This is a genomic window from Paenibacillus sp. GbtcB18 (assembly GCF_019091125.1).
GTDB classification, from domain to species: domain Bacteria; phylum Bacillota; class Bacilli; order Paenibacillales; family NBRC-103111; genus Paenibacillus_F; species Paenibacillus_F chitinolyticus.
Genome location: NZ_JAGXJX010000011.1, coordinates 24,852 through 49,974, shown reverse-complemented (window position 1 = coordinate 49,974; position 25,123 = coordinate 24,852). Strand labels below are relative to the sequence as shown.

General features: G+C 46.8%; 27 protein-coding genes. 2 read left to right on the top strand and 25 right to left on the bottom strand.

The features are described 5' to 3' along the window. Window positions 1-73: 73 nt before the first annotated feature. Entirely contained in the window at window positions 74-1,201 is a 1,128-nt protein-coding gene (locus KVT34_RS25275) for a deoxyribonuclease IV (RefSeq protein ID WP_217562297.1), read from the bottom strand. A gap of 168 nt (window positions 1,202-1,369) precedes the next feature. On the opposite strand from KVT34_RS25275, the gene KVT34_RS25270 reads away from it, so the two are divergent. After that, window positions 1,370-1,783, top strand: coding sequence for a DUF2621 domain-containing protein (locus KVT34_RS25270; protein ID WP_042229966.1), 414 nt, complete (start codon window positions 1,370-1,372; stop codon window positions 1,781-1,783). Window positions 1,784-2,098: 315 nt separating this feature from the next. Here the strand turns inward: KVT34_RS25270 and KVT34_RS25265 are convergent, their stop codons facing one another. From KVT34_RS25265 to KVT34_RS25180, 19 genes are all read right to left on the bottom strand, one after another. Continuing rightward, a complete protein-coding gene (locus KVT34_RS25265) occupies window positions 2,099-2,317 on the bottom strand; it encodes a hypothetical protein (RefSeq protein ID WP_217562295.1) in 219 nt (72 codons plus the stop codon). An 89-nt stretch (window positions 2,318-2,406) separates the two neighbouring features. After that, window positions 2,407-2,946 (bottom strand): VanZ family protein, encoded by a 540-nt coding sequence (locus KVT34_RS25260; RefSeq protein WP_217562293.1) that lies wholly within the window; start codon window positions 2,944-2,946, stop codon window positions 2,407-2,409. A gap of 73 nt (window positions 2,947-3,019) precedes the next feature. Continuing rightward, the gene (locus KVT34_RS25255; protein WP_217562291.1) at window positions 3,020-3,184 is read right to left on the bottom strand and encodes a hypothetical protein; all 165 of its coding nucleotides are present in this window, start codon (window positions 3,182-3,184) and stop codon (window positions 3,020-3,022) included. Between the two features lie 20 nt (window positions 3,185-3,204). Beyond that, complete coding sequence (tuaD, locus tag KVT34_RS25250) at window positions 3,205-4,539, bottom strand: UDP-glucose 6-dehydrogenase TuaD (RefSeq protein ID WP_217562289.1); 1,335 nt, start codon at window positions 4,537-4,539, stop codon at window positions 3,205-3,207. Between the two features lie 4 nt (window positions 4,540-4,543). Further along, window positions 4,544-5,437: a UTP--glucose-1-phosphate uridylyltransferase GalU gene (gene galU, locus KVT34_RS25245; protein WP_217562287.1), complete on the bottom strand. Its 894-nt coding sequence runs from the start codon at window positions 5,435-5,437 to the stop codon at window positions 4,544-4,546. 47 nt (window positions 5,438-5,484) lie between these two features. Then, a complete protein-coding gene (locus KVT34_RS25240; protein ID WP_217562285.1) occupies window positions 5,485-6,498 on the bottom strand; it encodes an NAD-dependent epimerase in 1,014 nt (337 codons plus the stop codon). A gap of 35 nt (window positions 6,499-6,533) precedes the next feature. Continuing rightward, on the bottom strand, window positions 6,534-7,334 hold the full coding sequence (locus KVT34_RS25235) for a glycosyltransferase family 2 protein (protein WP_217562283.1): 801 nt from the start codon (window positions 7,332-7,334) through the stop codon (window positions 6,534-6,536). A 36-nt stretch (window positions 7,335-7,370) separates the two neighbouring features. Further along, entirely contained in the window at window positions 7,371-8,462 is a 1,092-nt protein-coding gene (locus KVT34_RS25230; protein WP_217562281.1) for a glycosyltransferase, read from the bottom strand. 10 nt (window positions 8,463-8,472) lie between these two features. Continuing rightward, a complete protein-coding gene (locus KVT34_RS25225; protein ID WP_217562279.1) occupies window positions 8,473-9,411 on the bottom strand; it encodes an NAD-dependent epimerase/dehydratase family protein in 939 nt (312 codons plus the stop codon). Between the two features lie 11 nt (window positions 9,412-9,422). Further along, window positions 9,423-10,715 carry a lipopolysaccharide biosynthesis protein gene (locus KVT34_RS25220; protein WP_217562277.1) on the bottom strand — a complete coding sequence of 431 codons (1,293 nt, stop codon included), beginning with the start codon at window positions 10,713-10,715 and terminating at the stop codon, window positions 9,423-9,425. Beyond that, a complete protein-coding gene (locus KVT34_RS25215; protein ID WP_217562275.1) occupies window positions 10,712-11,908 on the bottom strand; it encodes a glycosyltransferase family 4 protein in 1,197 nt (398 codons plus the stop codon). The genes KVT34_RS25220 and KVT34_RS25215 overlap by 4 nt, the downstream gene beginning before the upstream one ends. Window positions 11,909-11,935: 27 nt before the next feature. Beyond that, window positions 11,936-13,327, bottom strand: coding sequence for an O-antigen polysaccharide polymerase Wzy (gene wzy / locus KVT34_RS25210; protein WP_217562273.1), 1,392 nt, complete (start codon window positions 13,325-13,327; stop codon window positions 11,936-11,938). Then, window positions 13,324-13,992, bottom strand: a complete 669-nt coding sequence (locus tag KVT34_RS25205; protein WP_217562270.1) for a sugar transferase — start codon at window positions 13,990-13,992, stop codon at window positions 13,324-13,326. The genes wzy and KVT34_RS25205 overlap by 4 nt, the downstream gene beginning before the upstream one ends. Before the next feature lie 327 nt (window positions 13,993-14,319). Continuing rightward, on the bottom strand, window positions 14,320-15,006 hold the full coding sequence (locus tag KVT34_RS25200; protein ID WP_217562268.1) for a CpsD/CapB family tyrosine-protein kinase: 687 nt from the start codon (window positions 15,004-15,006) through the stop codon (window positions 14,320-14,322). Beyond that, window positions 14,987-15,745, bottom strand: coding sequence for a YveK family protein (locus tag KVT34_RS25195; protein WP_217562266.1), 759 nt, complete (start codon window positions 15,743-15,745; stop codon window positions 14,987-14,989). Before KVT34_RS25195 ends, KVT34_RS25200 begins: the two co-directional genes overlap by 20 nt. A 134-nt stretch (window positions 15,746-15,879) precedes the next feature. After that, window positions 15,880-16,197, bottom strand: a complete 318-nt coding sequence (locus tag KVT34_RS25190) for a PqqD family protein (RefSeq protein WP_217562264.1) — start codon at window positions 16,195-16,197, stop codon at window positions 15,880-15,882. 12 nt (window positions 16,198-16,209) lie between these two features. Next, window positions 16,210-17,334: a nucleotidyltransferase family protein gene (locus KVT34_RS25185; RefSeq protein ID WP_217562261.1), complete on the bottom strand. Its 1,125-nt coding sequence runs from the start codon at window positions 17,332-17,334 to the stop codon at window positions 16,210-16,212. Beyond that, complete coding sequence (locus KVT34_RS32500; protein WP_009672186.1) at window positions 17,331-17,453, bottom strand: hypothetical protein; 123 nt, start codon at window positions 17,451-17,453, stop codon at window positions 17,331-17,333. The genes KVT34_RS25185 and KVT34_RS32500 overlap by 4 nt, the downstream gene beginning before the upstream one ends. A gap of 145 nt (window positions 17,454-17,598) precedes the next feature. Next, on the bottom strand, window positions 17,599-18,390 hold the full coding sequence (locus KVT34_RS25180; RefSeq protein ID WP_217562259.1) for a tyrosine-protein phosphatase: 792 nt from the start codon (window positions 18,388-18,390) through the stop codon (window positions 17,599-17,601). Between the two features lie 476 nt (window positions 18,391-18,866). On the opposite strand from KVT34_RS25180, the gene KVT34_RS25175 reads away from it, so the two are divergent. Beyond that, window positions 18,867-19,241, top strand: coding sequence for a helix-turn-helix domain-containing protein (locus tag KVT34_RS25175; RefSeq protein ID WP_217562257.1), 375 nt, complete (start codon window positions 18,867-18,869; stop codon window positions 19,239-19,241). A 368-nt stretch (window positions 19,242-19,609) separates the two neighbouring features. Here the strand turns inward: KVT34_RS25175 and KVT34_RS25170 are convergent, their stop codons facing one another. The 5 genes from KVT34_RS25170 to KVT34_RS25150 all read right to left on the bottom strand — a co-directional run bounded on the left by KVT34_RS25170 (window position 19,610) and on the right by KVT34_RS25150 (window position 24,761). Then, window positions 19,610-20,128: a tyrosine-type recombinase/integrase gene (locus tag KVT34_RS25170; RefSeq protein ID WP_217562255.1), complete on the bottom strand. Its 519-nt coding sequence runs from the start codon at window positions 20,126-20,128 to the stop codon at window positions 19,610-19,612. Window positions 20,129-20,327: 199 nt separating this feature from the next. After that, window positions 20,328-21,281 carry an LCP family protein gene (locus KVT34_RS25165; RefSeq protein ID WP_217562253.1) on the bottom strand — a complete coding sequence of 318 codons (954 nt, stop codon included), beginning with the start codon at window positions 21,279-21,281 and terminating at the stop codon, window positions 20,328-20,330. Window positions 21,282-21,567: 286 nt separating this feature from the next. Beyond that, complete coding sequence (locus tag KVT34_RS25160; protein ID WP_217562251.1) at window positions 21,568-22,389, bottom strand: carbohydrate ABC transporter permease; 822 nt, start codon at window positions 22,387-22,389, stop codon at window positions 21,568-21,570. Next, window positions 22,389-23,345 carry a carbohydrate ABC transporter permease gene (locus KVT34_RS25155; protein ID WP_217562498.1) on the bottom strand — a complete coding sequence of 319 codons (957 nt, stop codon included), beginning with the start codon at window positions 23,343-23,345 and terminating at the stop codon, window positions 22,389-22,391. Before KVT34_RS25155 ends, KVT34_RS25160 begins: the two co-directional genes overlap by 1 nt. Window positions 23,346-23,429: 84 nt before the next feature. Continuing rightward, a complete protein-coding gene (locus KVT34_RS25150) occupies window positions 23,430-24,761 on the bottom strand; it encodes an ABC transporter substrate-binding protein (RefSeq protein WP_217562249.1) in 1,332 nt (443 codons plus the stop codon). Between the last annotated feature and the right edge of the window lie 362 nt (window positions 24,762-25,123).

The window sequence follows — 25,123 nt, the reverse complement described above, 5'->3', positions numbered from 1 at the left end:
GATTCTCCTTTTGTACCTGTAAAATAGTAACCTATCCGGGTCTAGCCGGTGGTGAAACGGAGTTACCCGTAACTTACAAAGATTTCAGCAGATCTTTGCCGGCAAACCATGCCGTCAGGCGCTGATTGATCTGCTCTTCGGACAGCTCGGGGAACAGACGCTCTTCCGCGATCATGTCGTACAAGCGCTCCATCGGTTCGCGCCCGTCCGCTTTCTTGGCTTTCGCGTCGGTTTTGAGCAGCTCCCAGGTCTGTAGAACGAAGCCGCGCGAGTCGATCTCTTTCTTCTCGAAAAAGGAAGCTAGGCGCTCCACGTCTTCCACGAAGCCTTCCCCGAACCGTTCCAGGACGGTTCCGCTCAGCAGCGCGATTTCCGCTTCGTACATCGGACGCTGGGTTTTCGGGTCCTTCCCGATCCACGGAGTCTCCAGGATCATCGGCAGCCCCCGCAGCTTCTCGTGGTGAACGACGCGGTTCATCGCTTCGAAGCCGATCCAGCCCGCTCCGACCGGAGCATGGCGGTCTTTGGACGCGCCGCGCGGGTTCTTGCTGTCGTTCAAGTGAACGACCCCGATGCGGTCCAGACCGACCACGCGGTCGAATTGATCCAGCACGCCGTCCAGGTCGCCTACGACATCATACCCCGCATCGTGGATATGGCAGGTATCCAGACATACCGTCAGGCGGCCGTTGTCTTCGACCTTGTCGATAATCTGCGCCAGCTCCTCGAAGCTGCGGCCCATCTCTGTGCCTTTGCCCGCCATGGTTTCCAGGGCGATATGCACACCCGTGTCTTTGACGCCGGCGAGGACTTCGTTAAGCCCTTCCGAAATGCGGGCGAGACCGTACTCCGCATCCTTGTCCGTAAACGCGCCGGGGTGAAGCACGATATTTTTCACGCCCAGATAGTCCGTGCGGCGGATTTCATCCTGCAGGAATTGGACCGCCAGCTCGTACGTGTTGTCTTTGTAAGAACCCAGGTTGATGATGTAAGGGGCATGAACGACGATTTCGCCGATCCCGTGCTCCTGCATAACTTCCCGGCCCTCTTCGATATATTGCGTTTCAATAGGCTTGCGCCGTGTATTCTGAGGTGCACCCGTGTAGATCATGAATGTGCCGGAGCCGTACGAGACAGCTTCCCGGGCCGCATTCAGCAAACCTTTGTCGGAAAATGAAACGTGTGAACCGATTTTAATCATAGGAAATTGGCTCCTTGCTTTGTAAAATCTTTTCCCCCTATTTTACAGGCAATGTCGCAAGAAAGCCAGAAATAAGGTATAATTTCAATAGAGATCCAGTGCTTAAACCTGGCCCCGCGCGGGAATACATAGATTCCGAGGTGACGAGTTTTGAACAACTCCCTGTTTATGTGGTTTATTACTTTCTGGCCCCTTGTCCTCATTGGTCTGATGGCGATCGGCGGGTATTTTATGTTCCGTAAATTCCTGAAGGTGCTGCCGAAGGCCGACGGAAAATCCAAGCTCGACTGGCAGAACTACTACGTGGAGAAGTCCCGCCATATGTGGACGGACGATTCCAAAGCCTTTCTTAACAAACTTGTCGCCCCTGTGCCCGGCCCGTTCCGCGACATCGCCAAGCACTCCATCGCGGCCAAAATCGGGCAGATCGCCTTGGAAGAAGAGGCAGCGGAAGTTACACGCGAGCACTGCATCAAAGGTTATATCATCGCCACTCCCAAGCGGGATTACCGGAGCCTGATGAATTTCCTTGAACGCGAGAAAATTGATTACACGCCTTACAAACATCTGATCAATTCCTGATTCTTCTATCTATACTCGCAGGGAGATTTCGGTCAGACTGATCGGGATACACGCCAAAAAAACCGCTCGGCCCTCTCGGGACAGGAGCGGTCATTTTTTTACGCAAAGTCAAAGCGGCACACAACACGGCGGGATCGGCTAGAACAACCAGAGGCCCAGTGCCAATGAAACGATCCCCAGAAGCAAATAAAGCGAGCTGATCAGCCAGCGGAGCCAAGGCTTCCATGCTTTATCCCCCTCAACAACCATTCTTCTCATCCTACTTTCCCTGACCTGAACGTTACCGACTTGGGGAGCATGTAACCCGGTTCTGCGTTACGCCATCAACGGAAGGCGAGTCTCGTACTCGTTCAACCGTCCATGATGCGGCAGATCGCGACAGCTCGTGGTGTTCGAATTCGGGGCTGCACAGCCTTTGCAGCTCGCCAGCGGTATCGACACCCGGTAAAATCCGGTTTTGAAAATATGATCCGCCTGTATCCGGGATACAATCGAACCGCAGTGAATGCAGTAGACCAAATCCAAAGCTTTCATTCACACACACCTCTTCATTTTGCTTCTTGTTGTCGCAACTTGTTACATTCTGTATTTATAAATTATTATAAGATACGTTTTGTAACAAATCAAGAAGTTTTTGGGTAATTCGGTGCGTTTTTACGAGATTTTTGTAGAATTTTTAGAAAAAAATAATACATCGCTGTACCTAGAAGGGCACCGCAGGTGTCCAAGATAACGTCTTCGATTGCGGCGGTTCTTTGTGAAACAAAGGATTGATGGAATTCATCCAAACCTGCAAACAAAGCCGAGGCCAAAATAACCGTAACATAGACGGCTAATTTTCTTTGTCCCAGTCCTCTATGCAGCAAACGGGCAATCAGAATAGCAAGTACCCCATAAACAAATAAATGAGCGGCTTTGCGGATGAAAAATTCCACGAATCCCCACGTTCCGCTCTTTCGGATACTTACCTCCTTCCCGTTATATTGAATCTTGGATTCCGAAAAGAGCTGGTTAATACGTTTATCGGAAAATTCCTGCTTTAACCAGGGCCTAAGATTCTGCTTGCTGTATGGCTCCGAAGAAAAATGGTAAATAACCGCCATCCAGACGAGAAGGGGAAGCCCGAACAGAACAAAAAATCGCAACCGGCTGCGGTGCGGCATTAGTATCACTTCCGTTTCCCTGCTAAATAAAAAAATTCCCCCCATCCGACCGTAAAGATCGTTGGGGGAATCGCTAATTGGACGAACCTGATTTTTCGGAAAGATGAGGCAGTAAAATATCCTTTAAATCCTCAACAAATGGTTTTACTTGAAGATGGGAGAATGGGGCCGGCTGACTCTCGACTTTTTCAATAAATTGCTGTAAATGTACAAGCAACTGATTTGAATGATTATCCATATTAGCCCCCCGCTTTTGGTTTACACGGAAAGAACCGCGTTTGGAGCAAGAACTTCGGGCCGCCCGATAGAGTAATATTCAAACCCTTCCTGCCTCATTCTCTCGAGTGCAAAGCAGTTCCTTCCGTCGATAATTACAGGTTTTCGCAATAGCTCGCGGAGTTGATCGAGTTCCATCGTGACGACTTCTTTCCATTCGGTCAGAATCACGCAAGCATCACAGTCCCTAACGGCGTCGTACAAATCTTGGGTGTATACCACACTATCGGGCAAATAGCGGCGGGCCTCTTCCACCGCAATAGGATCGTACGCCTGGACTCGAGCCCCTTTCTCCAGTAGCTTGGGAATAAGCGTAAGAGAAGGTGCTTCCCTTACATCGTTTGTATTAGGTTTGAAGGCAAGGCCCAGCACAGCGATTTTCTTGTCGGTCAGGTCGCCGATCGCCTTTTCCAATTTCTCAATAACGAGCATTCTTTGCTTGTCATTCGTCTCGATAACAGCCTCAAGAAGCTTAAAATCGTAGCCGACTATATCGGCTATATGCTTTAAAGCATGGGTGTCTTTAGGGAAACAGCTTCCCCCGTAACCAATGCCCGCTTGAAGAAATTTGTTGCCGATTCGGCTGTCCAGACCCATCCCTTTGGCTACTTCTGTCACATCCGCTCCAACTCTTTCACAAATATTGGAAATCGCGTTGATAAATGAAATTTTAGCAGCCAGAAACGTATTCGCTGCATATTTAATCATCTCCGCGCTCTCCAGACTCGTTTTAAAAATCGTTGTACGAAAAGGCTCATGCAGCCTGGCTATGATCTCGGCCGCTCTATCGCTTGTCGCCCCGATAACGGCTCTCTCCATGTTCATGCAATCATGGACAGCCGAACCCTCGCGTAGAAATTCCGGATTGGACGCGACATCGAACGGGATAGAAGGATCTGACTGATTGCTTCGAATGATCTCCTGAACAAGTCTTCCCGTTCCGACAGGAACCGTACTTTTGGTAACAACCACCTTATAGTCACGAATACTTTGCCCTATAGCAGCAGCGGCTGCTCTTACGTAGCTTAGATCAGCCTCTCCGCTTGGTGACATCGGCGTTCCCACTGCAATAAAGATGACATCGCTGCTGTGGATAACGGAGGCTATATCGGAAGAAAAGGAAAGTCTATTTAAATTTGAATTCCGCTTTACCAGTTCTTCAAGACCCGGTTCGTATATCGGGATCTCCGCCCTTTGCAGTTTAGCGATCTTCGCTTCATCTATATCACAACAAATGACCTGGTGACCAACTTCCGCAAAGCAAGTTCCGGATACCAGCCCGACATATCCTGTTCCAATGACTCCAATAGTGCCCATCCTGTCAGCCTCCTTGTAGAATAAGATCCTTCTCGTATATCTCCCTTATGTAACGATATAAATCACTGCTTAAATCCGGCCTTTGAAGCGCAAAATCAATTGTCGCTTTGATAAAACCTAATTTATCCCCGACGTCATAACGGATTCCTTCAAATTCGTAAGCAAATGTGGGTTGGTTCTCATTTAGTCTTCTTATAGCGTCCGTTAACTGTATTTCCCCTCCGGCCCCAGGCTGCTGCGTCTCCAGAATGTTAAAGATTTCGGGAGTCAGAATATAGCGGCCCATTATCGCATAATTGGACGGCGCTTCCGATGGCTGCGGTTTCTCGACGAGAGATCGGACAGGAATTACATGACGATCAACAATTTCTTTGCCCGCATCTACGATGCCGTATTTGTTGACATCTTTATCCGCAACCCACTGAACGCCGACTACCGTTGACTTGTATTTTTCATAGACTTCAATTAGCTGGGCGGTGCAAGGAGTTTCCGCCTGAACAATATCGTCTCCAAGCAGTACGGCAAAAGGTTCTTGACCGATAAAAGACTTGGCGCACAGGATCGCGTGTCCAAGCCCTTTCGGTTCCTTCTGCCTCACATAATGAATGTTCGCCAAATTCGAGATTGCTTGAATTTGCTTCAGATCTTCTATTTTCCCTTTTTGCTCCAATGTTTCTTCCAGCTCAAAGGATTTATCGAAATGGTCTTCGATCGCACGTTTACCCCGGCCGCTTATGATCAGGATATCTTCAATTCCCGAGGCAATGGCCTCTTCGACGATGTATTGAATAGTCGGTTTATCCACTATGGGAAGCATTTCTTTGGGCTGCGCTTTCGTTGCCGGCAGAAACCTGGTCCCAAGACCGGCTGCGGGAATGATCGCCTTTTTGATTGTCATGGTTCCCTCCTAAACCCAATGAAATAAAAAAGACCAGGGCTGGTTAGCTACCTGGTCTGCGTCACACTTTTTTCTGATGTCTTATAGTATTCCGTATACCATTCCACAAAACGTTTCAATCCGACCTCAATGGATGTGGACGGAGCAAATCCCACCTCTTTTGCCAACGCATCGATATCAGCAAATGTTTCTTTTACATCCCCGGGCTGCATGGGCTGAAAGTCTATGACCGCCTTTTGGCCCAGGCAATCCTCCAGTACTTGAATGAACTTCATTAAAGGGACCGGTTTATTATTTCCGATGTTATAAATGCTGTAAGGAGCGGCCTTCTCTCCGTCTGCTCCTGTCTTGCTTTGCGGCGGGTGATCCACAAGCCGGACTATTCCTTCGACAATGTCATCAATATAAGTGAAGTCACGACGCATATCTCCATGATTGAACACCGCAATAGGCTTACCCTGCAGAATCTTTTGGGTGAAAGAAAAATAAGCCATATCCGGTCTTCCCCATGGTCCGTAAACTGTAAAAAAGCGCAGGCCCGTACTCGGTATCCCGAATAAATGACTGTAGGTATGGGCCATCAATTCGTTAGCCTTTTTAGTCGCTGCGTAGAGACTGGCCGGATGATCTACAGAGTCTTCCACCGAAAATGGAATTTTCTTATTGAGCCCGTATACAGAAGAAGACGAAGCGTAGATTAGATGTTTCACCTTATACGTACGGCAAGCTTCAAGTATATTGGTGAACCCGACAATATTCGAAGAAATATATGCCGAAGGATTCTCCAGACTGTAACGGACACCCGCTTGTGCAGCCAAATTAATTACAACGGCAGGTTTATGTGCTTCAAAAAGGGAATTTACCGTCTCTGCGTTTTCTAAATCCCCTTCTACAAAATGAAAGGATGGCCGCTTACCTAATTGTGCAAGCCGGTCTTTTTTCAATTGAACGTCGTAGTAGTCGTTCAGATTGTCTAAACCTACAACAATCTGTCCTTCGTCTAAAAGTTTGTGGACCAGATGAAAACCGATAAAACCAGCAGCACCGGTAACTAAGATCAACTTCTATCCCCTCCAACGGAATACGAACCTGTTTGCTAAGCAGTTCTTTTAAATTTATAAAATCTCTGAAAGTTTTCATAAAACTTTTTGGGGATAAGTCCAACGATTAAAGGTTTTAAAATATAAATCCCCTGAATTAACGGTATTTTATTCAATCGTAATCCATTCCATAATATTTGCGCTTCGTAAATCCGATATTTGTATCGCTTTTTGGCATAAGATTTATCGGTAATACGATATAATAACAATTCTTTTTCCAGATTAGCAAAGGTAACGTTATGTTTCATAAATCTAAACCAAAGATCATAGTCCTGACAACGACGTAATTTTTCATTATAAGCCCCGTATTTTTCAAAAACTGATTTTCTGATTAATACAGAGGGGTGTATAACGGGATTGACCTTCATGATATTACGCGGGGAAGGGATAGCGGGGGTTGTTAACCTCCCCGTTACGTTACCTTTCTCATCTATAATGGATGCGTGCGATCCCAAGACATCAATAGAAGGGTTAACCATTAAGTGAGCATATTGCTCCTCCAGCCGATTCGGCAGCATAATATCGTCCCCATCGTGTCTGGCGATGAATTCCCCTTGAGCCTTTGAAATTCCTACATTCAAGGCTCCTGCTAACCCTTTATTTTCCGGTAAACGGATCACTTTAAATCTCTTATCCATCTCTGCATATTCTTGCAAGATCGTGGAGGAACCATCCGTCGAACCGTCATCGATTAGTAGGCATTCCCAATCCGTGAAGGTTTGTCTCCGTATGGATTCCAGACAATCTTTTAAGTACACTTTATCATTAAAAATACTCATTATTATACTAATCTTCACTTAAAGCACCCTCGTTCTTAACTTATTGGACTGTTCTTATATACACAGTTTATCAATCAATGAGGAATACTCTTCAGCAGCCTGCTCACTTGAAAATTTTTGATAATAAGCAGGGGAAACTTCTGATCGTTGCTGCCGTAACATTAATTTAACAGCATCCACCATACCGTTTACGTCTTCCCGTTCTACAATAATTCCAGAGCCTCCATTTAATATTTCTTCTGTTCCTGTATGAGTCTTAGTAGCCACTATCGGAATTCCGCATGCCGTCGCTTCGATTAATGCCGTTGGCAATCCCTCGATATCCGAACTTTGCAGAAAAACATTTCCTTTTTTCAAGAATGGTAAAGGATTATCCATGTAACCCGCCAATTCAACCTTTGTTTGGAGTTTATACCCATTAATCTTTTCTTGTAATTCACTCCGCAAATGCCCTTCTCCTAATATGATTGCTCTGACATTCATCCCTTCGTTTAATTCTTTGATAACTTCAATAAATAGATCGAATCTTTTCTCGCGAACTAACCTTCCAATACCAATGATTACAGGATAATCCATATCGACGAGCCAAGGATGTGTACACGGCCTCTCGCTTCTTTGTATAAAGTCAGAGTCAAAAACAGGATTATAAATTACGTGTACTTTATTTTCAGGAACTTTCAAAACGCTGTGAATTTCTTGGCCCATAGCAGCAGATACACCTATTACGCCATCACTTCGTGAATAAGTCCAAGTCCGAAGCATGTTAGCACCTTTAAATCTTTTACGCTGAATAGTACTATGTTCACAAAGCAATGTTTTAAATGAAAATTTGCCTGTCAATTTAGCCAGCATAATTAAAAGATTGTTTTCCATCATATGAGAAATGACCACATCAGGATTAATCTTTTTAAGTTCTTGCTTTAATATAGGCAAGGCTGACCGAAGACGAGCTGCCCCGAGTTCAGTAACATGAATATGTTCGGGCAAGGATTTAACATAAGGCCCTTCCAGCTTGTTTACAATTAAGTGCAGCTCGTAAGTCACACCACATAAGGAATCCAGCAGCATGGATACTGCTTTCTCGGCTCCTCCGCCCGCCAATGAAGTAATAAAAAAAGCGACCTTCAACTTACCGTTAGTTTTCATATCCGCACCTTTAATAAGAAAGAGGAATAAGTTCCTCTTTCTTTTGATAATAGTTAATTGTTTTTAACAAACCTTCCTCAAGTGAAACTTTCGGAACCCAGTTTAAAAGAGATAGTGCTTTCTCGTTACTCAAGCAGCTATGCAAAATATCCCCTGTTCTAAAGGGCTTATAAATAGGTGAAATGGGCTCACCTTTAATTTTCGAAAGAATACCGATTAACTCATTAATGTTTATTTTTTCATTTCTACTTACATTAAAAACATGATTGTCTCCGTAGTGAAGAGCCTGGACGTTTGCTTCAGCAATATCACTCACGTTTATAAAATCTCTTGTTTGAGAACCGTCACCGTATACAACAAGGGGTTCATTTTTGAGTAATTTATCAACGAATATTGCGATTACTCCTCCCTCACCTTTTACGACTTGTCTAATGCCATAAACGTTAGAATACCGTAGAATCGTATAGTTCAAATCAAACGCATGGTTATAAGTTTTTATGTAAAACTCAGGGACATACTTGGATATTCCATACGGAGAAAGAGGGGCAATAGGGTGTAGTTCGTCAACTACATCATAGTTTGGATTCCCATAAACCGCTGCTGAGGAGGCGTAAACAAGCTTTTTAACACCAAAATTCTTGCAGTTTTCCAGAAGGTTAATGGTACCGATTATATTGATATAAGCGTCGTGATTAGGATCGGTTATGGAGCGTTGGACATCGATTTGAGCGGCCTGATGAATCACATAATCAGGTTTTTCAACGTCAAAAATATCCCTTAATTGCGTTGAAGTTATATCTTCTTCATATAAAACAGCTTTGGGATTAACATTCTCCTTCTTACCGGAAGACAGATTATCCACACAGATAACCTCAAATTCCTGTTCAATTAACTTATCGACAATATGTGATGCAATAAACCCTGCTCCTCCAGTAACAAGTACTTTCATATAGATCCTCCTTATAATGATTGTTTGGAAGGTTGCTGCTTGTTTTTTAACTCTCGAATTGCTTTTAAATTTACAACTCCGCTGCCCAACAAATTCACAACAGATGAAATAATCAGCGACCATGCTGCGCCAATAAGCCCTTGGCGGGGCACTAGCCAAAAGCAACTAAGGACACTTGATAGCAGAACCAGTAGAAAAATATAAGGCTGGATAGAATACTTCCTTGCCGAAGTCATGGCGTATCCTAGGAAGGAAGCTACATAGCCTATTCCCGATCCAATCATGATTAAGAGAAAGACGTTAGTATATTGACCATATTCAGGGCGATACATAATCGTAAGTATGTTTTCACCCATAAATAACACAATCAGAACTCCCCCCAACCCAAGCAAAAAACCGATGATCAACAATTTTTTCATTAAACCAACAAAATCATTTTTATTATTGCCGGCATAATATTTTGAAAGTCTGGGAACCGCCGACTGACCTAACGCACCTACAACCGTAGTTCCTGCCACCATCACGTAAGAAATTGCGGAAAAAAATCCCAATTGTTCTAAACTCATAAAAGATTCAATGAAATATCGTGGAATATTTGTATTTAAAGAAATAAGCAGCATGACAACCCCCATCGGTGCGCTGATCCGAATTAAGGGCCACAAACTGCTTATAGAGAAAGTAGGTTGAATTTTTTCGTATCTTCTGGAACTATATAAATCATAAATAGCCAAAATGCCAACGAACGCTAGGGCATAACCCGCCACTCCAAAAATAATATTTTGGGTAACCCACACTAACACGCCCAGAAGCAATAAGGATGCCATTCCTTTATACATAAGAGAAATAGCTACTCGGTCCATCCTTTCGTTTTTTTGGAGCAACCCGAAAATAATGTCGCTAACGGACTCCGCCCCTTTTGCTATGCCAATTAAAAGAATGACAATTGCAGTTTGTACCGGATAACCGGCTATACAAACGGTAAGAACAATCAGTAGAAAAGCGATGAACGACGCTAGAATTCGTAGTCCGACATATTCATTGAACGAATTCTGATTTTGACTATCCGATGCCAGTATCCCTCTTAATTGCAAATTAGAAAACATATAAAACGGAGCCGTTATAGCCAAACCTAAGGCAAACTGTCCGACCATTTGAGCATTACCCAGCTTAGCCATTACAGACAACATCCCCCACTGGCAAAGGGCATAAACAACATTCCCTGCAAAGGTCCAGGAGAAATTTAATTTTAATGAAAACGATCCAGGAGGTTTCGCTGAAAGGTTAGGTTCTTGCGGATTATTCAACTGTCAACCACACCTTTATTCAACTCATTCTTAATCAGCAGCCCTTTATGCATAAAGGCCTCCTGAAGAGCATTTTCATAAATTTGTTCCATTTCGTTTAATATAACTTGCAGATCATATTGGCCTACTTTTCTCAAACTGCTTTCTCCCATCTTTTCTAGCAAGGAAGGGTTTTGATATAAGTCCTCTACCGCTCTTACAGTTGCCGCAACATCATGAAGTTCGACAATATAGCCGTTTTCCCCATCCTCCACCAAGTCTTGATTTCCCCGAATATTGGTTGCAACTATTGGTTTGGATGCTGACATTGCTTCTAATAATGCTTTAGGGAGCCCTTCCCGGGTTGATAGCAAAAAAACAATATCCGAGCATGCAAGCAGTTCAGGAATGTCTCTGCGAAAACCTAAAAACTTAATATGCCGCTCGACATGTAAAGCGGCTGCAAGCATTTCGTATTCTTGCTGTTGATCACCCTGCCCGGCTAGAACACATTGGATATCGGGACAAAATTGTTTGATTTTAGGAATACTTTCAATCATTTGTCGCTGATTTTTTAATGTGCGCAATTCAGCAGCACAAAAAAGGACAAAGTCTGTTTCTTTTAAACCGAGTTCCTTTCTTTTGATAGTTCTTAACGCTTTGTTATCCTGATTTTTAATCAGGGTGCTTTCAACGCCAATGCCCGGAATATACAAACATTTTTTTCTAACCTTAAATTTCTGGGCTCTTTTAAAATCTTCTTGATTGATTGTAATTAAATAGTCCGTCCATCTGGCCATAAAACGTTCGACCGGATAATATAAGAGCCAGTCTTTAACTGGTGCTCCGTTACAAAAATGAAAACCATGCGCGGTATACAAGACAACCGGAATTTTAGCAATCCGTGCGGCAATTCTGCCGATGACACTAGCTACGGGCATATGAAAATGAACCATATCATACTTTTCTCGTTTAAAATGCTCGATCAGTAGTTTTAGGGCTTTAAAATTATTGGGATGAATCGGATTTTTTTTGAACGGGATTTTGAAGCATTCAACATGTGTGTTAATTGCATTAAAACCATAGTCTTCACTGGCATAAGCATGAACCTCATATCCTCGCTCTTTAAGCATGTTCATATAAGGAATATGAAACGCCTCCAGATGCCCGAATAATGTTGCCACATATGCAATTTTGAATTTTTTTTGCTGCATGTTACGGTTTCCCCTAATCCACTATTTTTATAGTCTAGCTTCATGCAGTGATTTTTTAAGAGGCCTCTGTATCAAAATAGAAGCCATGTAAATCATACCGAAAAAGCATATTATGAAAAGAATGTCTGTCATAACAGAGTGAAAGGAAGAACGTTGAAACCAGATTGTAAAGGGCAAGATTAAATATTTTAGCCATCTGCTTCTGTCCAGATAAAACAAAAGGACTCCAAGGATGAAAAAGACCGTCATCACTCCCAACAATTCACCATTCATCCACGCTTGGGCTACCGGTGAAAAACCCATACCTCCGCCATGCTTATAGGTGTAGGGATGGAAATACCACACATACCAATCTCCCATATTCATAGGTTTAGGGTGTTGAAATATAAATTGATAGATAGACGATGGCAAGAAATAAAGCACACCGGTCAAGTAACTAGGGTCCGCTTCAGGATAAATTGTAGCGCCTTTAATATCATTAGTGATTTGAAATGCCGTTCCAGTCTCACCTTCTGACAATGACCATTGTTGTTCGGAAACAGAGGAATATGATTTGCCTTGAATGAGTGCTTGTCGGGCATTATTAAAGATAGGAGACATCATGGAAATGACGAAAAGAACAATAATTATTTTTTTGGTTTTAGAGAGTTTAATTTGTTTTTTAACAAGTAAACACGAGAATGCAGGTAAAATCGTCATTAATATAAGGGACCTGCTGCCAAGTCCAAAAAAATAAAACAAGCTCAATAAGATTAGGCCGGCAAACAAAACAGACATTTGTTTTTTGGTAGTTACAGACTGTGCCCAACCGAAAAAAGCGGCTGTTATCATCATTTTCCAAGGAAGGGCCAAATTATTGGATTGTCTTTGGGCAATAAAATTGTTCATTCTGTTTTCGATTCCAATGACATTTAGTCCACCCAAGCGATATTGATCATAAAGCATTAGAGAAACACCAATAAACAAAAGTACCAAAGAGGGAATCAGAAAGTTCTCATGGTCCGTAACGATCTTGTTTCTTACCATGGTTAGTTGTTTAACTTTAAAAAATTGCGAGAAAAAAATACCGCCAACCAAGCTAATATTTGAAATTAAATACACATTAACGGTGCTAATTACGTTATCTTCTGAAATCCCGCTTGCGTTATTTAGCAAAGCATCTAAAGGGTAGGTTATTCCATACAAAAAAAAGAAAAAAACAAACATAACGGTAGCACTAGTAAAACCGGTCATAGTTTTATTTTTCTTAAGGTATGCCCAGATACTTATTATATTGATTAGTCCAAAAACCAATATTTGTGTCAACAATACATGTGTAGTTAAATATAAGGAACTCGCACTTATCCCTGCTATTAAAAGAATGGATACAGCCCATAACTTCCATGAGGTTCCTAAAGGTCTGAGCAGCCAGCCGCTCATCGCGCTCCATCCCCTGTAAATACGACGCCAACAGTTTTGAGTAAAATTTTCATATCAAGCCTAAAAGAACTTTTCTTGATGTAATACAAATCCAGCTCCAGTTTTTGCTTAGGGGTGATCTCGTACCCTCCATTTACCTGAGCCCATCCCGTAATTCCGGGCTTTACTTCCAGCCGATTTATAAAACCTGGTATTTCTTCATTAAATTGTTCCGTAAACATAGGTCTTTCCGGCCTGGGGCCGATCAGACTCATATCTCCCTTTAAAACGTTTATGAACTGCGGGATTTCATCTAATCTTGTCTTGCGTATAAACTTGCCGACACGGGTCACCCGACTATCGTTTTTTTGTGCCCACTGGGCTCCATTCTTCTCCGCATCCATAGTCATAGAACGGAATTTAATAATTTTAAAAAGCCTGCCATGCTGCCCTACTCTTTCCTGCAGAAAGAAAACCGAGCCCGGCGACTCCAGACGGATAGCTAGAGCAACAACAAGCATAATGGGCAGAGACAGCACGATACCAATCAAGGCTAACAAAAAGTCAGAAATTCTTTTAGCGTATGTATAAAACGAATAAAAACCAAAGAAATATTTTTTCTCACGAATTGACACTTCCACCGACACTGCCGGCTCCCTCAGAAGCCCATTTTGGTCATTATACATGTTTCATCTACCTCCATATTTTAAAAAGGTCCATGGCCATCTGGTGTTTAAGATCGTTAAGGATGACAGTTGGACGCAGCAAACATTACCGTCTACCTCCCTTAAAAGATTGTTATAAAAACACGAGCTATGCGGTTTTCCTTAAAACCGCATAGCTCGTGTTTTTATTTTGACAAGTCAAAATAAAAACCGGGGCATCGAACCCCTCCTCTCATCATCCCTTCGACGATTAACGTCTAAGGCGCATTTCGCGCCCACAGCATGACCGAGTGCCTACAGTGATAAAGGTACAGTAGACATAACCTGAGCCGAACAACAAACCGCTTTTTAAGCTTTTTCGCCGTAATAGTAGTAATAAGAAGACTCTTTTTTGGAGTAGGCTTTATTGTTAAGCACCACACCGAGAACGCGCGCTTTTACGTATTGAAGTTGCGATAGAGCTTTCTGAGCCCGGTCGCGTTTGACTTTGCCGTGATTGAGCACAAGAACGACTCCGTCCGCTTTGGCGGCCAAGATTTGCGAGTCCGTTACAGCAAGCAGCGGGGGCGAGTCAATAATGACCATGTCATACCAATCGCCGACTTCTTCAAGCAGAGTAAGCATGCGGTTAGAGCCAAGCAATTCAGCGGGATTCGGCGGAACCGGTCCCGATGGCAGTAGGGTCAGGTTAGGAATTCCCGTCTCGGTTAAAGCATCCTCAAATCGATCCTGGTTTACGAGTACATGGGTAAGTCCGGAACGATTAGAGACGTTAAATACCTTGTGCAGGGTCGGTTTTCTTAAATCCGCGTCAATTAAAAGAACTTTCTTGTTCTCCTGGGCGTAAGCTACGGCAAGATTGGCCGCCGTTGTCGACTTCCCTTCTTCGGGTTGTGCGGAGGTAACGAGAACATTCCGAATTTCCTGATCAATGGAGGAGAATTGAATGTTCGTTCGCAAAGTTCGATAAGCTTCGGCAATATTCGACTTAGGATTAACATGTGTAATTAAGCGGTTATTGGTTAACGCCGGCATAGACCGATTCACCTACAACTTTCTGTTCCGGTTTGGAAGGGACATTACTTGGTGCATCCGAAGCCTTAATCCGGCTGATTACCGCTAATGTGGGGAGTCCCAGGTACTGTTCAATCTCTTTTTCCGACTTGAGCGTATCGTCCAGATACTCCAGCAGAAACGCCAGACCGACTCCGATTAGCGCCGATAAAATGAAGGCGATGACGATATTCATTTTGGGGTTCGGTTTAACCGGAAGAGGAGCTTCTTCCTGTTTCGCCTGATTTAGCAGGGTTACGTTGTCTACCTTCATAATTTGGGGAATATCCGTTTTGAAGACATTGGATATCGCATTCACCAGTTTTACCGCCGTAGCGTGACTATAGTCGGTGACCGTAATGGTCAAAACCTGCGTTTCATTAACGGCGCTGACTTTTACCATCGAAATAATCTCATCCGCTGTCAGCTGAAGTTCCGGCAATTGAGCCGCCACTTTATCCAAGATGGCCGGCGTCCGTATAATCTCTTTGTAGGTGTTCACCAGCATGATGCTCGCGCTGACTTCGCTATAATCAATTCTGGAAATTCCCTCCGCCTGATACGAGGAATTTACAATCAATTTTGTACTGGCCGCATACTGCGGTTTTATATAGAAATAACTGATTAACCCCGTCACAAGACAAGAAAGGATAACGATAGTTGCAATCAGCCAAATCCGTTTACGAATAATGTGCAAGTACTCTTTCAAGTCGAGTTCCATAATGGTTCTAACCTCCAGTGGAGTGAAATGCCTTACTCTTACCAATTTTTATCAATTTAATCTAGTTATTGATACGTATTGTATCACAACGGACATAAAAATACAGTTTTTACCATTAACAACCTGTTTCTAGTTTACGTAACCGCCGAACGATACGGTAGCGGGGCAGGTTCCTTTTCTTCGACTTCCATAATCTCAACCAAGTCGTATTCTTCAAGCTGCTGTAAAAACAAATGAATGTCATTTTCGGCCGTCTGGTAAGTCGTCTCATAGTGATCCTGCAAACATAACACAAGTTCATGCACGGTTCTGGCCTCGGAGAGCAGGGACCAAATCATACCGCCTACTTCGTTGACTCTAGTGATGCTCTGCCTGTTCATCTGCATAATCACGTATTCCCCGTCCAGAAGCATGACTTCCGTATCTTGATGGCGCCTGAATTTTTTTTCCATCCAGCGAATCTCCTAAACATATTTTTTCATTTTGACGTGACGAGTCAAGCGTTTCCACCTTTCAGCATAAACGGATTTAAAATGCTTCCAGCGTGAGGCGCTCCTCACTCCTTCCAATCCCAGCAAAGCGGGATGAACATAGGGGAAAAGAAAATTGCAGAACCAGGCACCCGTATGTGCGGACCTGTCATATACTTGTGTCAGATGATAAAACAGGATGTAAAGGGTATTCCTAGATCCTTTATGACCCTGCTGCACGCTGCGAATAAGTGAGTAGGACCACAATGGCGGGACAGATGGTCTGACCGGCACAATAACCGGAAGACCCGGAAAGAGATAATCAACGGCCGCCAGCACCGTTTTCATTCTTTTCACGGTATATTCTCGAGCAGCCCGTTGGACCACTCCTTTCCTGACGGATTCAACATCCGCATTCTGGAGCAAATGAACAACGTCCAGGAAATAGCGTATGGAATTCATCCTGTGTTGAGAACCGTGTAAACATATACTGTAAAATGTATCCGAATCGCTCATCCTCCGGATATGCACGTAGTTCTGCAAAGGAAGGGACTGACTCCAAAATAAATCGTAATCGATATCGGCTGTACGAAACTCCACCAGTCCCCAGTGAATTTCAACCGTAATGGGAAGCCGGCCGGCAGATCCTTCTCTCGTGTATACGACGTGATGACTCGCATCCGATTCGTCAAACCTTTCAAACCCCAAGGTCTCGACAATAGCAGCCGCTGCGGAAAGGTTCTCCGGTTGGATCAGAAGGTCAATGTCCGTCGTCCCTCTTACTCCGAATCCGCCGTAATACCGCTCGCTAAAATAGATGCCTTTCATAAGCAGGATCTGAAGCCCCGCTTCTTCAAACAATCGGAGCAGCCGGTCTGTCTCTGTCTTGAGAAGCAAGTTCTGGAACAAGGTCGCCTCCGCCTTACGCTTCAGATGGTCCTGGAGAAAGAGGGGGAGCTCACCCAGTCTCCCTTTCTCTTTCAGCATGTGGTACACCTGAGCCGTGATGGAGAATAAGTCCAAGTCTTCGGCGATCTGCCCGTACTCTTCTTCAGTGAAGGAGAATGCACCGTCAACCACATACAGGTCGTTCATAAATCGGATGAGGGGCTGTGTCATTTACATGTCGGACTGCCTGTGTGACCGCCGTTATCGCACGGATGCGGCTTGGACGGCTTGGTCTCGAAAACGATCTGCTGGTGTTTTAAAACAGTCGGTGCAATATACGCCTTCTTCACTAGCTTCACTCCTTGCGGATAATTATTTATGAAAGGGACTCTGCTACAGCGAGTATCCGTTTCACACCAAACCGATACAATTCGTATCTACAATACTAACTTTATGATACGATATGTATCTTGTCAAGCGAAAAATGACCAATCCCTACCCTTTAACTCGAATATTGAAGGGCCAGGGCCACAGGGCCCGAGAAAGCGACATGTTACGGGCCGGAACAGCCGGCACAATGACTTCGTCACGCGCGACATATTCCGCGTTAGCCCGGTAGGCCGCGACCTGTTCCGGCCCCACCTTCCGGGCTGCGAGCGCGTAGGCGTCCGCGAGGTGCCATTTCCTGACGACGACGTCATGGGCGTCGGAGGCCAGGAAATGGACCGCATTAGCGCGGCAGAGGCTCAGCGCGAATGCCTGCATCCGGCGGCCGTACTCCCCCGTGAGGGCTCCCGCCGTCACCTGGAGCAGCAGGCCGCCGTCCATCCACTCGCGCAGCAGCTCCGGCCGGCGCCGGATCTCGCCGCTCCGCTCGGGGTGCGCGAGAATCGGGACGATTCCGCGCACCCCGAGCTCATGGAGCAGCTCGGCGAAGCCGCCCGGCACGCGGCCGCCGGGGAGCTCCAGCAGCAGATAGCGGGAACCGCCCAGGGTGCAGAGCCTGCCGTCCAGCAGGTCATCGAGAAGCCGGTCGTAGACGCGGATCTCGTGTCCGGGCAGGACGGTCAGGGCGATGCCCCGGCGGTCCAGCGCCTGCTGCAGGAGCTCCACGGCCTCGCGCACGGCCGGGGCTTCGTTGTCGTAGGCCCCGCCGTGATGAGGCGTTGCCACGACGCGGCTGATGCCCGACGACACGGCGTGCTCCGCCATCGTCAGCGCGGCTTCCAGATCCGGAGCGCCGTCGTCCAGCCCCGGAAGGATGTGGCAGTGCAGATCCGTATACATAGGGCCGCCTCCTTCATCCGGATTCCGGTCTGGGCCGGGTTAAGTTTTGCGTGACTTTCATGAAATTTTCATGAAAGTCCGCCTTCATTTTTTCATGAGTGGGCAGAAGGAACCCGGGCTTGGGACGATCGAATGATAGTTAGCGTATGCTTTCCATCTCAAATTATGATACAATCCCAAACATTACATAAGCCGTAAAGCGCGGAATATAATGTATAAAGTTCTTTAAATTAAAGTAAAAACGGGATAAAAAAAGGGGTTATTACGGGCTGTGGAGAAACATTTTATCGACAAATAGTTGCATTTTGTATCAAAAAATTTATAATTTCAGTATATCGACCTTTCAATATAATCTCTGACGGGTAACCGATTGAGCCCTATTCATGCGAGCGGTTGTTAGGTGATACCGGTTTAAACGATTGGCCGACGTGGTTATACTGGTTATTACTTTCTAGTGGAATGAGAGGAATTCTAAGATGAATAAACATGGGGATCGCATTGCTCAATTGCGAGAAAAGCATGCTTTGACTCAAGAAGAGCTGGCCAACAAACTCGGCATATCACGCGCGGCATTATCGCACTACGAGACGAGTCGGCGCGAGCCGGATTTCGAAACGATGAACAAAATCGCGACCTTCTTCAAAGTGTCCGCCGACTATCTGCTCGGAAGAACGACCAACCCGCATGCGGTGCTAGACGAAGACGTGAGAGATTTCGTGAACAGCCTGGAACTTTCCGACGATAAGATTCTGGAAAAATTCGCACTGTCCATTGACGGCCGCAAGCTGACTGCCGATGAAGCCAAGCGTTTTATCGCTTTCGTGAGGGCGGAACGTTCGATGTCGGAGTAGGCGGCTCGGTTCCGTCTCCCGGACCTCTTGTCTGAAACGAGCTTAGTATAGCCGGATTCAAATTCAGCTGGTCCACTAGTTTATACAGATCAATAACAATTTCATCCGTCATTTTTATGGCACCCTCACCGGTTTTGAAATGGTAATCATACCCAAGCATTCTGCTCATGAATTTAATTTATGATACATCTTGTATCTATGTCAAGCACATTTTGTATCCTTTTCAAACCTTTCGACTCCTCCATCCCGGGTGTCGATTCTTTGTTTAGCCGGGATCTTTTATGAAACCGCATACATTACTGGATTATCTGCTGTCGCAAGTCTTTCCTGTTCTTTTCGGAACCTCCGGAGTAATGAAAAGTAAACGCTCAACCGCTGTTTCTTTTATCAATGCCGATGTATTTAAGGGTTACGGAAGGAGCCGAATGGTTAAACAAGTCTCGAAGGACGGAAATATTCTTCGTGCGCTGGTAGTAATGGTAACCGAATGTCTTCCGCAGCGTATGCGTGCCGATGTCCTGCAATCCCACCCGCTTGGCGGCTTCGTTTAATATCCGGTAGACGCGGATGCGCTTGATCGGTTTGCCGGTTTTTTGCGAAGGAAACATATAGTCCTCGTCGCCCATATACTGCACATACTCGCCGATGTAAGACTTCAGGGCGTCATCGATCCGGAACGATTTGCTCTTGCCGGTTTTCTCCTCGGTGATGCTGATTTCATTGCGGTCTTTCACGTCTTTCACCCGGAGTCTCAAGATATCGTTGAGATGCAGACCCGAATTAATGCCGATCGTAAAAAGAAGCCAGTCCCGCATGGAATGATTCTTCAGGACGTCCTGAAGTTCTATAATTTTTTCGGGGTCACGAATAGGTTGGGCCACTTGCATGTAAGAAATCCCTCCATTAAATTAGTTAACCCATGTTATGATACATTTTGTATCAAGGGCATTATAGCACACCACATTTCGTATGCCTAGTCCCTTTGGCGATCTTTTATCATTACTTAATCCTCATGTCCGCCTGTGGGAATGAATCTTTGTATCTAGGTCTAAAGACTTCATTTTGGTACGAATTGTATCATAATATCTAAAATAAATCTTCTTTTATTTTTTTGACGGACTCGGAATCGGGAATCCAGTAGTACAAATTGGAGCCGACAAGCGGGTCTTCTTCACGTCCGCTGCGCCCCGGAAGCTGGGTGTAACGGAAGTTGTCATTACTGACCCCTTTGAAAAGCCAGGCGAGGCTGATCAGATCGGAATCCGAAAAATTCGTATCGAGAATATCTTTGCGCAAGGAGGGCAGAAGTGTCGCCAGCTGCGGAATTTTATCCGGTTTTAAAAGCTCGATGGCAATAGAGCGAAGAACTTTGGACTGCTCTTCCTGCCGGCCGAATTCTCCCCCTTCCGCTCCGTAACGTTCCTGCACGACCTTCAGGGCCGTGTCTCCGTCAAAATGCTGCCGACCTTTCGGAATCGTCGTTTTCTGCCATTTCAGATGCAGGTCTTTCTCCAGTGTCAGGTCCACACCTCCGACTTTGTCGACAATCCGCTTGAACCCTTCGAAATTCGTTTTCGCATAATAGTTGATCGGAACGCCGAGAAAATCGCTGACTGTCTGCGTCGCCACAAGCGTTCCCTGCTGATTGCCTCCCTTCGACTCTCCCACGATGTGCGCATGATTCAGCTTCGTCAAACCGACTCCCTTAACGGGCACGCGCGTATCCCGGGGCAGGGACAGGATATTGACTTTGCGCTCCGCCGGTACGACATGAACCGCCATCATGACGTCACTGCGGGAAGGCTCCCCGCTGCGTGAATCGACACCGAGTATCAGAATGTTAAACGACTTCATGTCCGGTTTGGGCGGTTCCTGAACCGGTGCTGCCGTTTCGGCAGTTTGCGGCTGTGCCAGTACGGGGATATCCTGATTCTCGAAATGCCTGGACGGGTCCAGGCTCCAGTAAGCCCAGCCGCTGGCCGAAACCCCGATTACGAGAACACTGAGCGCCGCGATTTTCCATTTGGTTTTTTTCTTCAAGAAAGGTCCTCCCTCACTCTTGTCGTACGATACAAATTGTATCATCAAACCTTTTGGAAAACAACCGCCTGGGGTTCCGATATTTTCTAAATTTTAGGACTTAAGGTGCAAGGAAAAGCTTTCCCATGCCCCGGCTTCCTCTCTGCGTGTTCGTCTGCCTGTTCACCTGACCTCTCGCCTGTCCCGCGTTCGGTCCGGCCTCCCCCTTCCTCGCCGGATGCACAAAAAGTCCGCATCCTTCTCCGGGAGGGATGCAGACTTTTGCTGCCGCCAAGGGGTCTCGCGCTCAGCCTTTAATAGAACCGGCAAGCAGGCCGCGGACAAAATATTTGCCGAGGAAAATATACACGAGCAAAGTCGGAAGGGCCGCCAGAATGGCCCCGGCCATCTGTACGTTCCACTGCACGATCTGGCTGCCCGACAAATTTTGCAGAGCGACCATAACGGGCTGCTGCTTCTGGGAAGTCAGTGTCACCGCGAACAGGAACTCGTTCCAGATGTTCGTGAACTGCCAGATGCCGACGACTACGAAGCCGATAATGGACAGCGGCATAATGATATAGCGGTACACCCCGAAGAAGCCGGTTCCGTCGATCTTCGCCGCTTCCATGATTTCGTCCGGCACGCCCGCATAGAAATTGCGGAAGATCAGGGTGCAGATAGGCAGGCCGTACACGACATGGACAAGGATCAGTCCGGGAATGGAATTGTACAGGTGAATCTTCTGCAGGAATTGAATGAGCGGAATGAGGATGCTCTGGTACGGGATAAACATGCCGAACAGCATCAGGGCAAACAGGGCGTTCGATCCGCGGAACTGCCACTTAGACAGCACGTAGCCGTTAAGCGATCCGAACAGAGCGGACAGCAGCGTCGCCGGTACGGCAAGATACAGACTGTTCAAGAAATTCGGCGCGAGCTTGTCGAAAGCGGTCTTATATCCCGAGAAATCCAGATGAGACGGCAGCCTCCACATCTGATCGAGCGTAATCTCGTTCAAGCCCTTGAAGCTGGTCGCCCCGAGCACGTAGATCGGCACCAGGTAAAGGCAGGCCATGACGGCGAGCAGCACATAGAGCAGCGAACGGTTGATCTGCGCGAGACGCATCAGCCTTCCTCCTTTTTCAGACTCGAGAAAAGATACGGAACGATCAGCAGCGATACGAACAGGAGCATGATAACGGCGATGGCCGCCCCTTGAGCGTAATGATTGCCGCGGAAAGTCGTCTCAAACATGTAGACACCCGGTACGTCGGTCAGGAACATGGCCCCGGGGCCGGTCATCGCGAAGATGAGATCGAAGATTTTGAGCGAGATGTGCCCGAGAATGATCACGACGCTCACGGTCACGGGCCGAAGCTGCGGCAAAATGATTCTCGTGAACACCTGCCGCTCCGCAGCTCCGTCCATACGCGCCGCTTCCCTCAGCTCGTCGGGTATCGCACGGAGCCCGGCGAGATACATCGCCATCGTAAAACCGGACATCTGCCATACGGCGGCAATGACAACGGCAATGAGGGCCAGCGGCAGGCCGAAATCGATCAGTCCCCAGGCGATGCCCGGAACGATTTCCGTGCTTGTGTACCACTTCGGAGGGTCCGTCATTCCGAAAGACTTCAGGATGAGGTTCACCCCCGTCGACGGATTGAGAATCCACTGCCAGACGACTCCGGTCACCACAAACGAGAGCGCCATCGGGAAAATAAATAGGTTGCGGAACAGCGCCTCCGCTTTAATTTTCGCGTCCACCATCATCGCCAGGAAAATCCCGATCGCCATCGTGGCCGCGATAAACAGGACGGTAAACATCAGCGTGTTGCGAAGATCCGACTGAAAACGGAAATCGCCGAACAGAAACTTGAAGTTGCTTAAACCCGCGAAGGATAAATCCTTCACCAGTGTATTCCAATTGGACAAAGACACGTACCCCGTCCAGGCGATAAAGCCGTATACGAACACCAGGATAGCGGCAAAAGACGGCAGCACCATCAGAAACGGCACCCATCTGCCGCCTTTTCTCTTGCGCCGGGGCTTCTTCACACCCCGCTCTGTCCCTGCGGGCATATAAACCGCTGATTCCGTTCGCACAGCCTCCAGCCTCCTTTCCGAAAAAGAAGGTCAGATGGCCGCCCACCTGACCGCTTTCATTTATTTTTTCATGCCGCTCGCGGCTGCCGCCTGCTGAAGCATCTTCGCGGTCTGCTCCACATCGCCCTTCGTCACGAAGATCGTCATCGCCTGGTTGGCCTGCGTCACAAAGCCTTCCGGAGCCGCGGAGCCGTGCGCCATACTCGGCGTGAGCTTGCTCTTCTTGAACTCCTCGATCGTCTGCTTGCCGTAGGCGTCATACTTGCCCGTATCGGCATCGGTGCGTGCCGGGATCGAGCCTTTCAGCGGGTTGAAGACGTCCTGTCCTTCGACGGAGCCCAACACCTTCAGAAATTCCTTCACGGCTTCCGGATCTTTCACGCCCTTCGGCAATCCGAAGGTGTCCGTGATGACCATGAAGCTGTTCTCGGTGTTCGGCGTCGCCGCCCAGCCGAAGTCTTCATTGGCTTTCAGCTTCAAATCGGTAGTAAAGTAGCCCTTCGCCCAGTCGCCCATTATATTCATAGCGGCATCGCCTTTCGCCACGAGCTGTGCCGCATCCTGCCAGTTGCGGGCGGCATGGTCTTTGTTCGTGTACGTAAGCATCTTCTTGAACGTTTCCAGCGACTGCTTCACTTTGGCGTCCTCGAAAGAAATCTCGCCCGTCCACAGCTTCATGTAATCTTCCGGACCCAGCGTGCCGAGCAGCACGTTTTCGAAAATCATCGTGGCGGTCCAAGGCTCTTTATCGCCCAGCGCCAGCGGAGTGATGCCTTTCGCTTTCAGCGCGTCGGCCGCCTGGAAAAACTCGTCGAACGTCTTCGGCGCCTTCAGGCCGTTCGCGTCGAATACTTTTTTATTGTAAAAGAGAACGTTGCCGCGATGGATGTTCACCGGAACCGAATAAATACTGCCGTCCTTGCTCACAAGGTCGATCAGATCTTTCGGGAATTTATCCTTCCAGCCTTCCTTGTCGTACAGATCGTTCAGCGCTTCCATCTTGCCGGCCGCCACCCAGCCCGTATTCAGCTCGGCACCTCCGTGCACCTGGAACGTACCGGGAGGATCACCGCCCTGCATCCGGCTGGCGAGCACCGCTTTGGCATTCGTGCCTGCGCCGCCCGCTACGGCTGCGTTGACCAGCTCAATGTCCTTGTTCTTCGTTTTAAAAAGATCAATGAGCCCTTTAAGGCCCGCTTCTTCACCGGCACCTGTCCACCAGCTGAAAATTTCCACTTTCTTGGCGCCGCCTGCCGCTGCCGACGAGGCCGGTGAAGACGCTCCGGGGGTTGTCTGCGCTCCGTTCCCGCCGCTTTCTCCGGACCCGCAGCCTGCGATTAGTGTCGTACCTATCGTCATGACGGAGAGTACCGTGGCCATCTTGCGTTTCATGCGATCGATCCCCTTTTCGTTATATTTATGGGCCGCAATCATGATGTATCCGTTTACATAACTATCGTAGCATAGGCTGACAGCCACCGGATGGGGAATCATCTGCACAAGTTTGCACGTATTCTGGAAAATTTTGTGTTGCGTGAAAATGCACTCTGTCCCTTTTCAAAAATCAGCATTATTTTGCGCTGCCAAGTCTTCATTTCCACAAAAAAATCCATCCCGTTATATAAACGGAATGGATTTCGCCGGGCGGCTGCCGCCTCCCCGGTCTGTAAACCAACGTGTATGTTTGGCAATGCGTGACGCGGCCCGGATGCTTTTCCTCATCGAAGCATGCATTTCGAGCGGCATACGCGTCA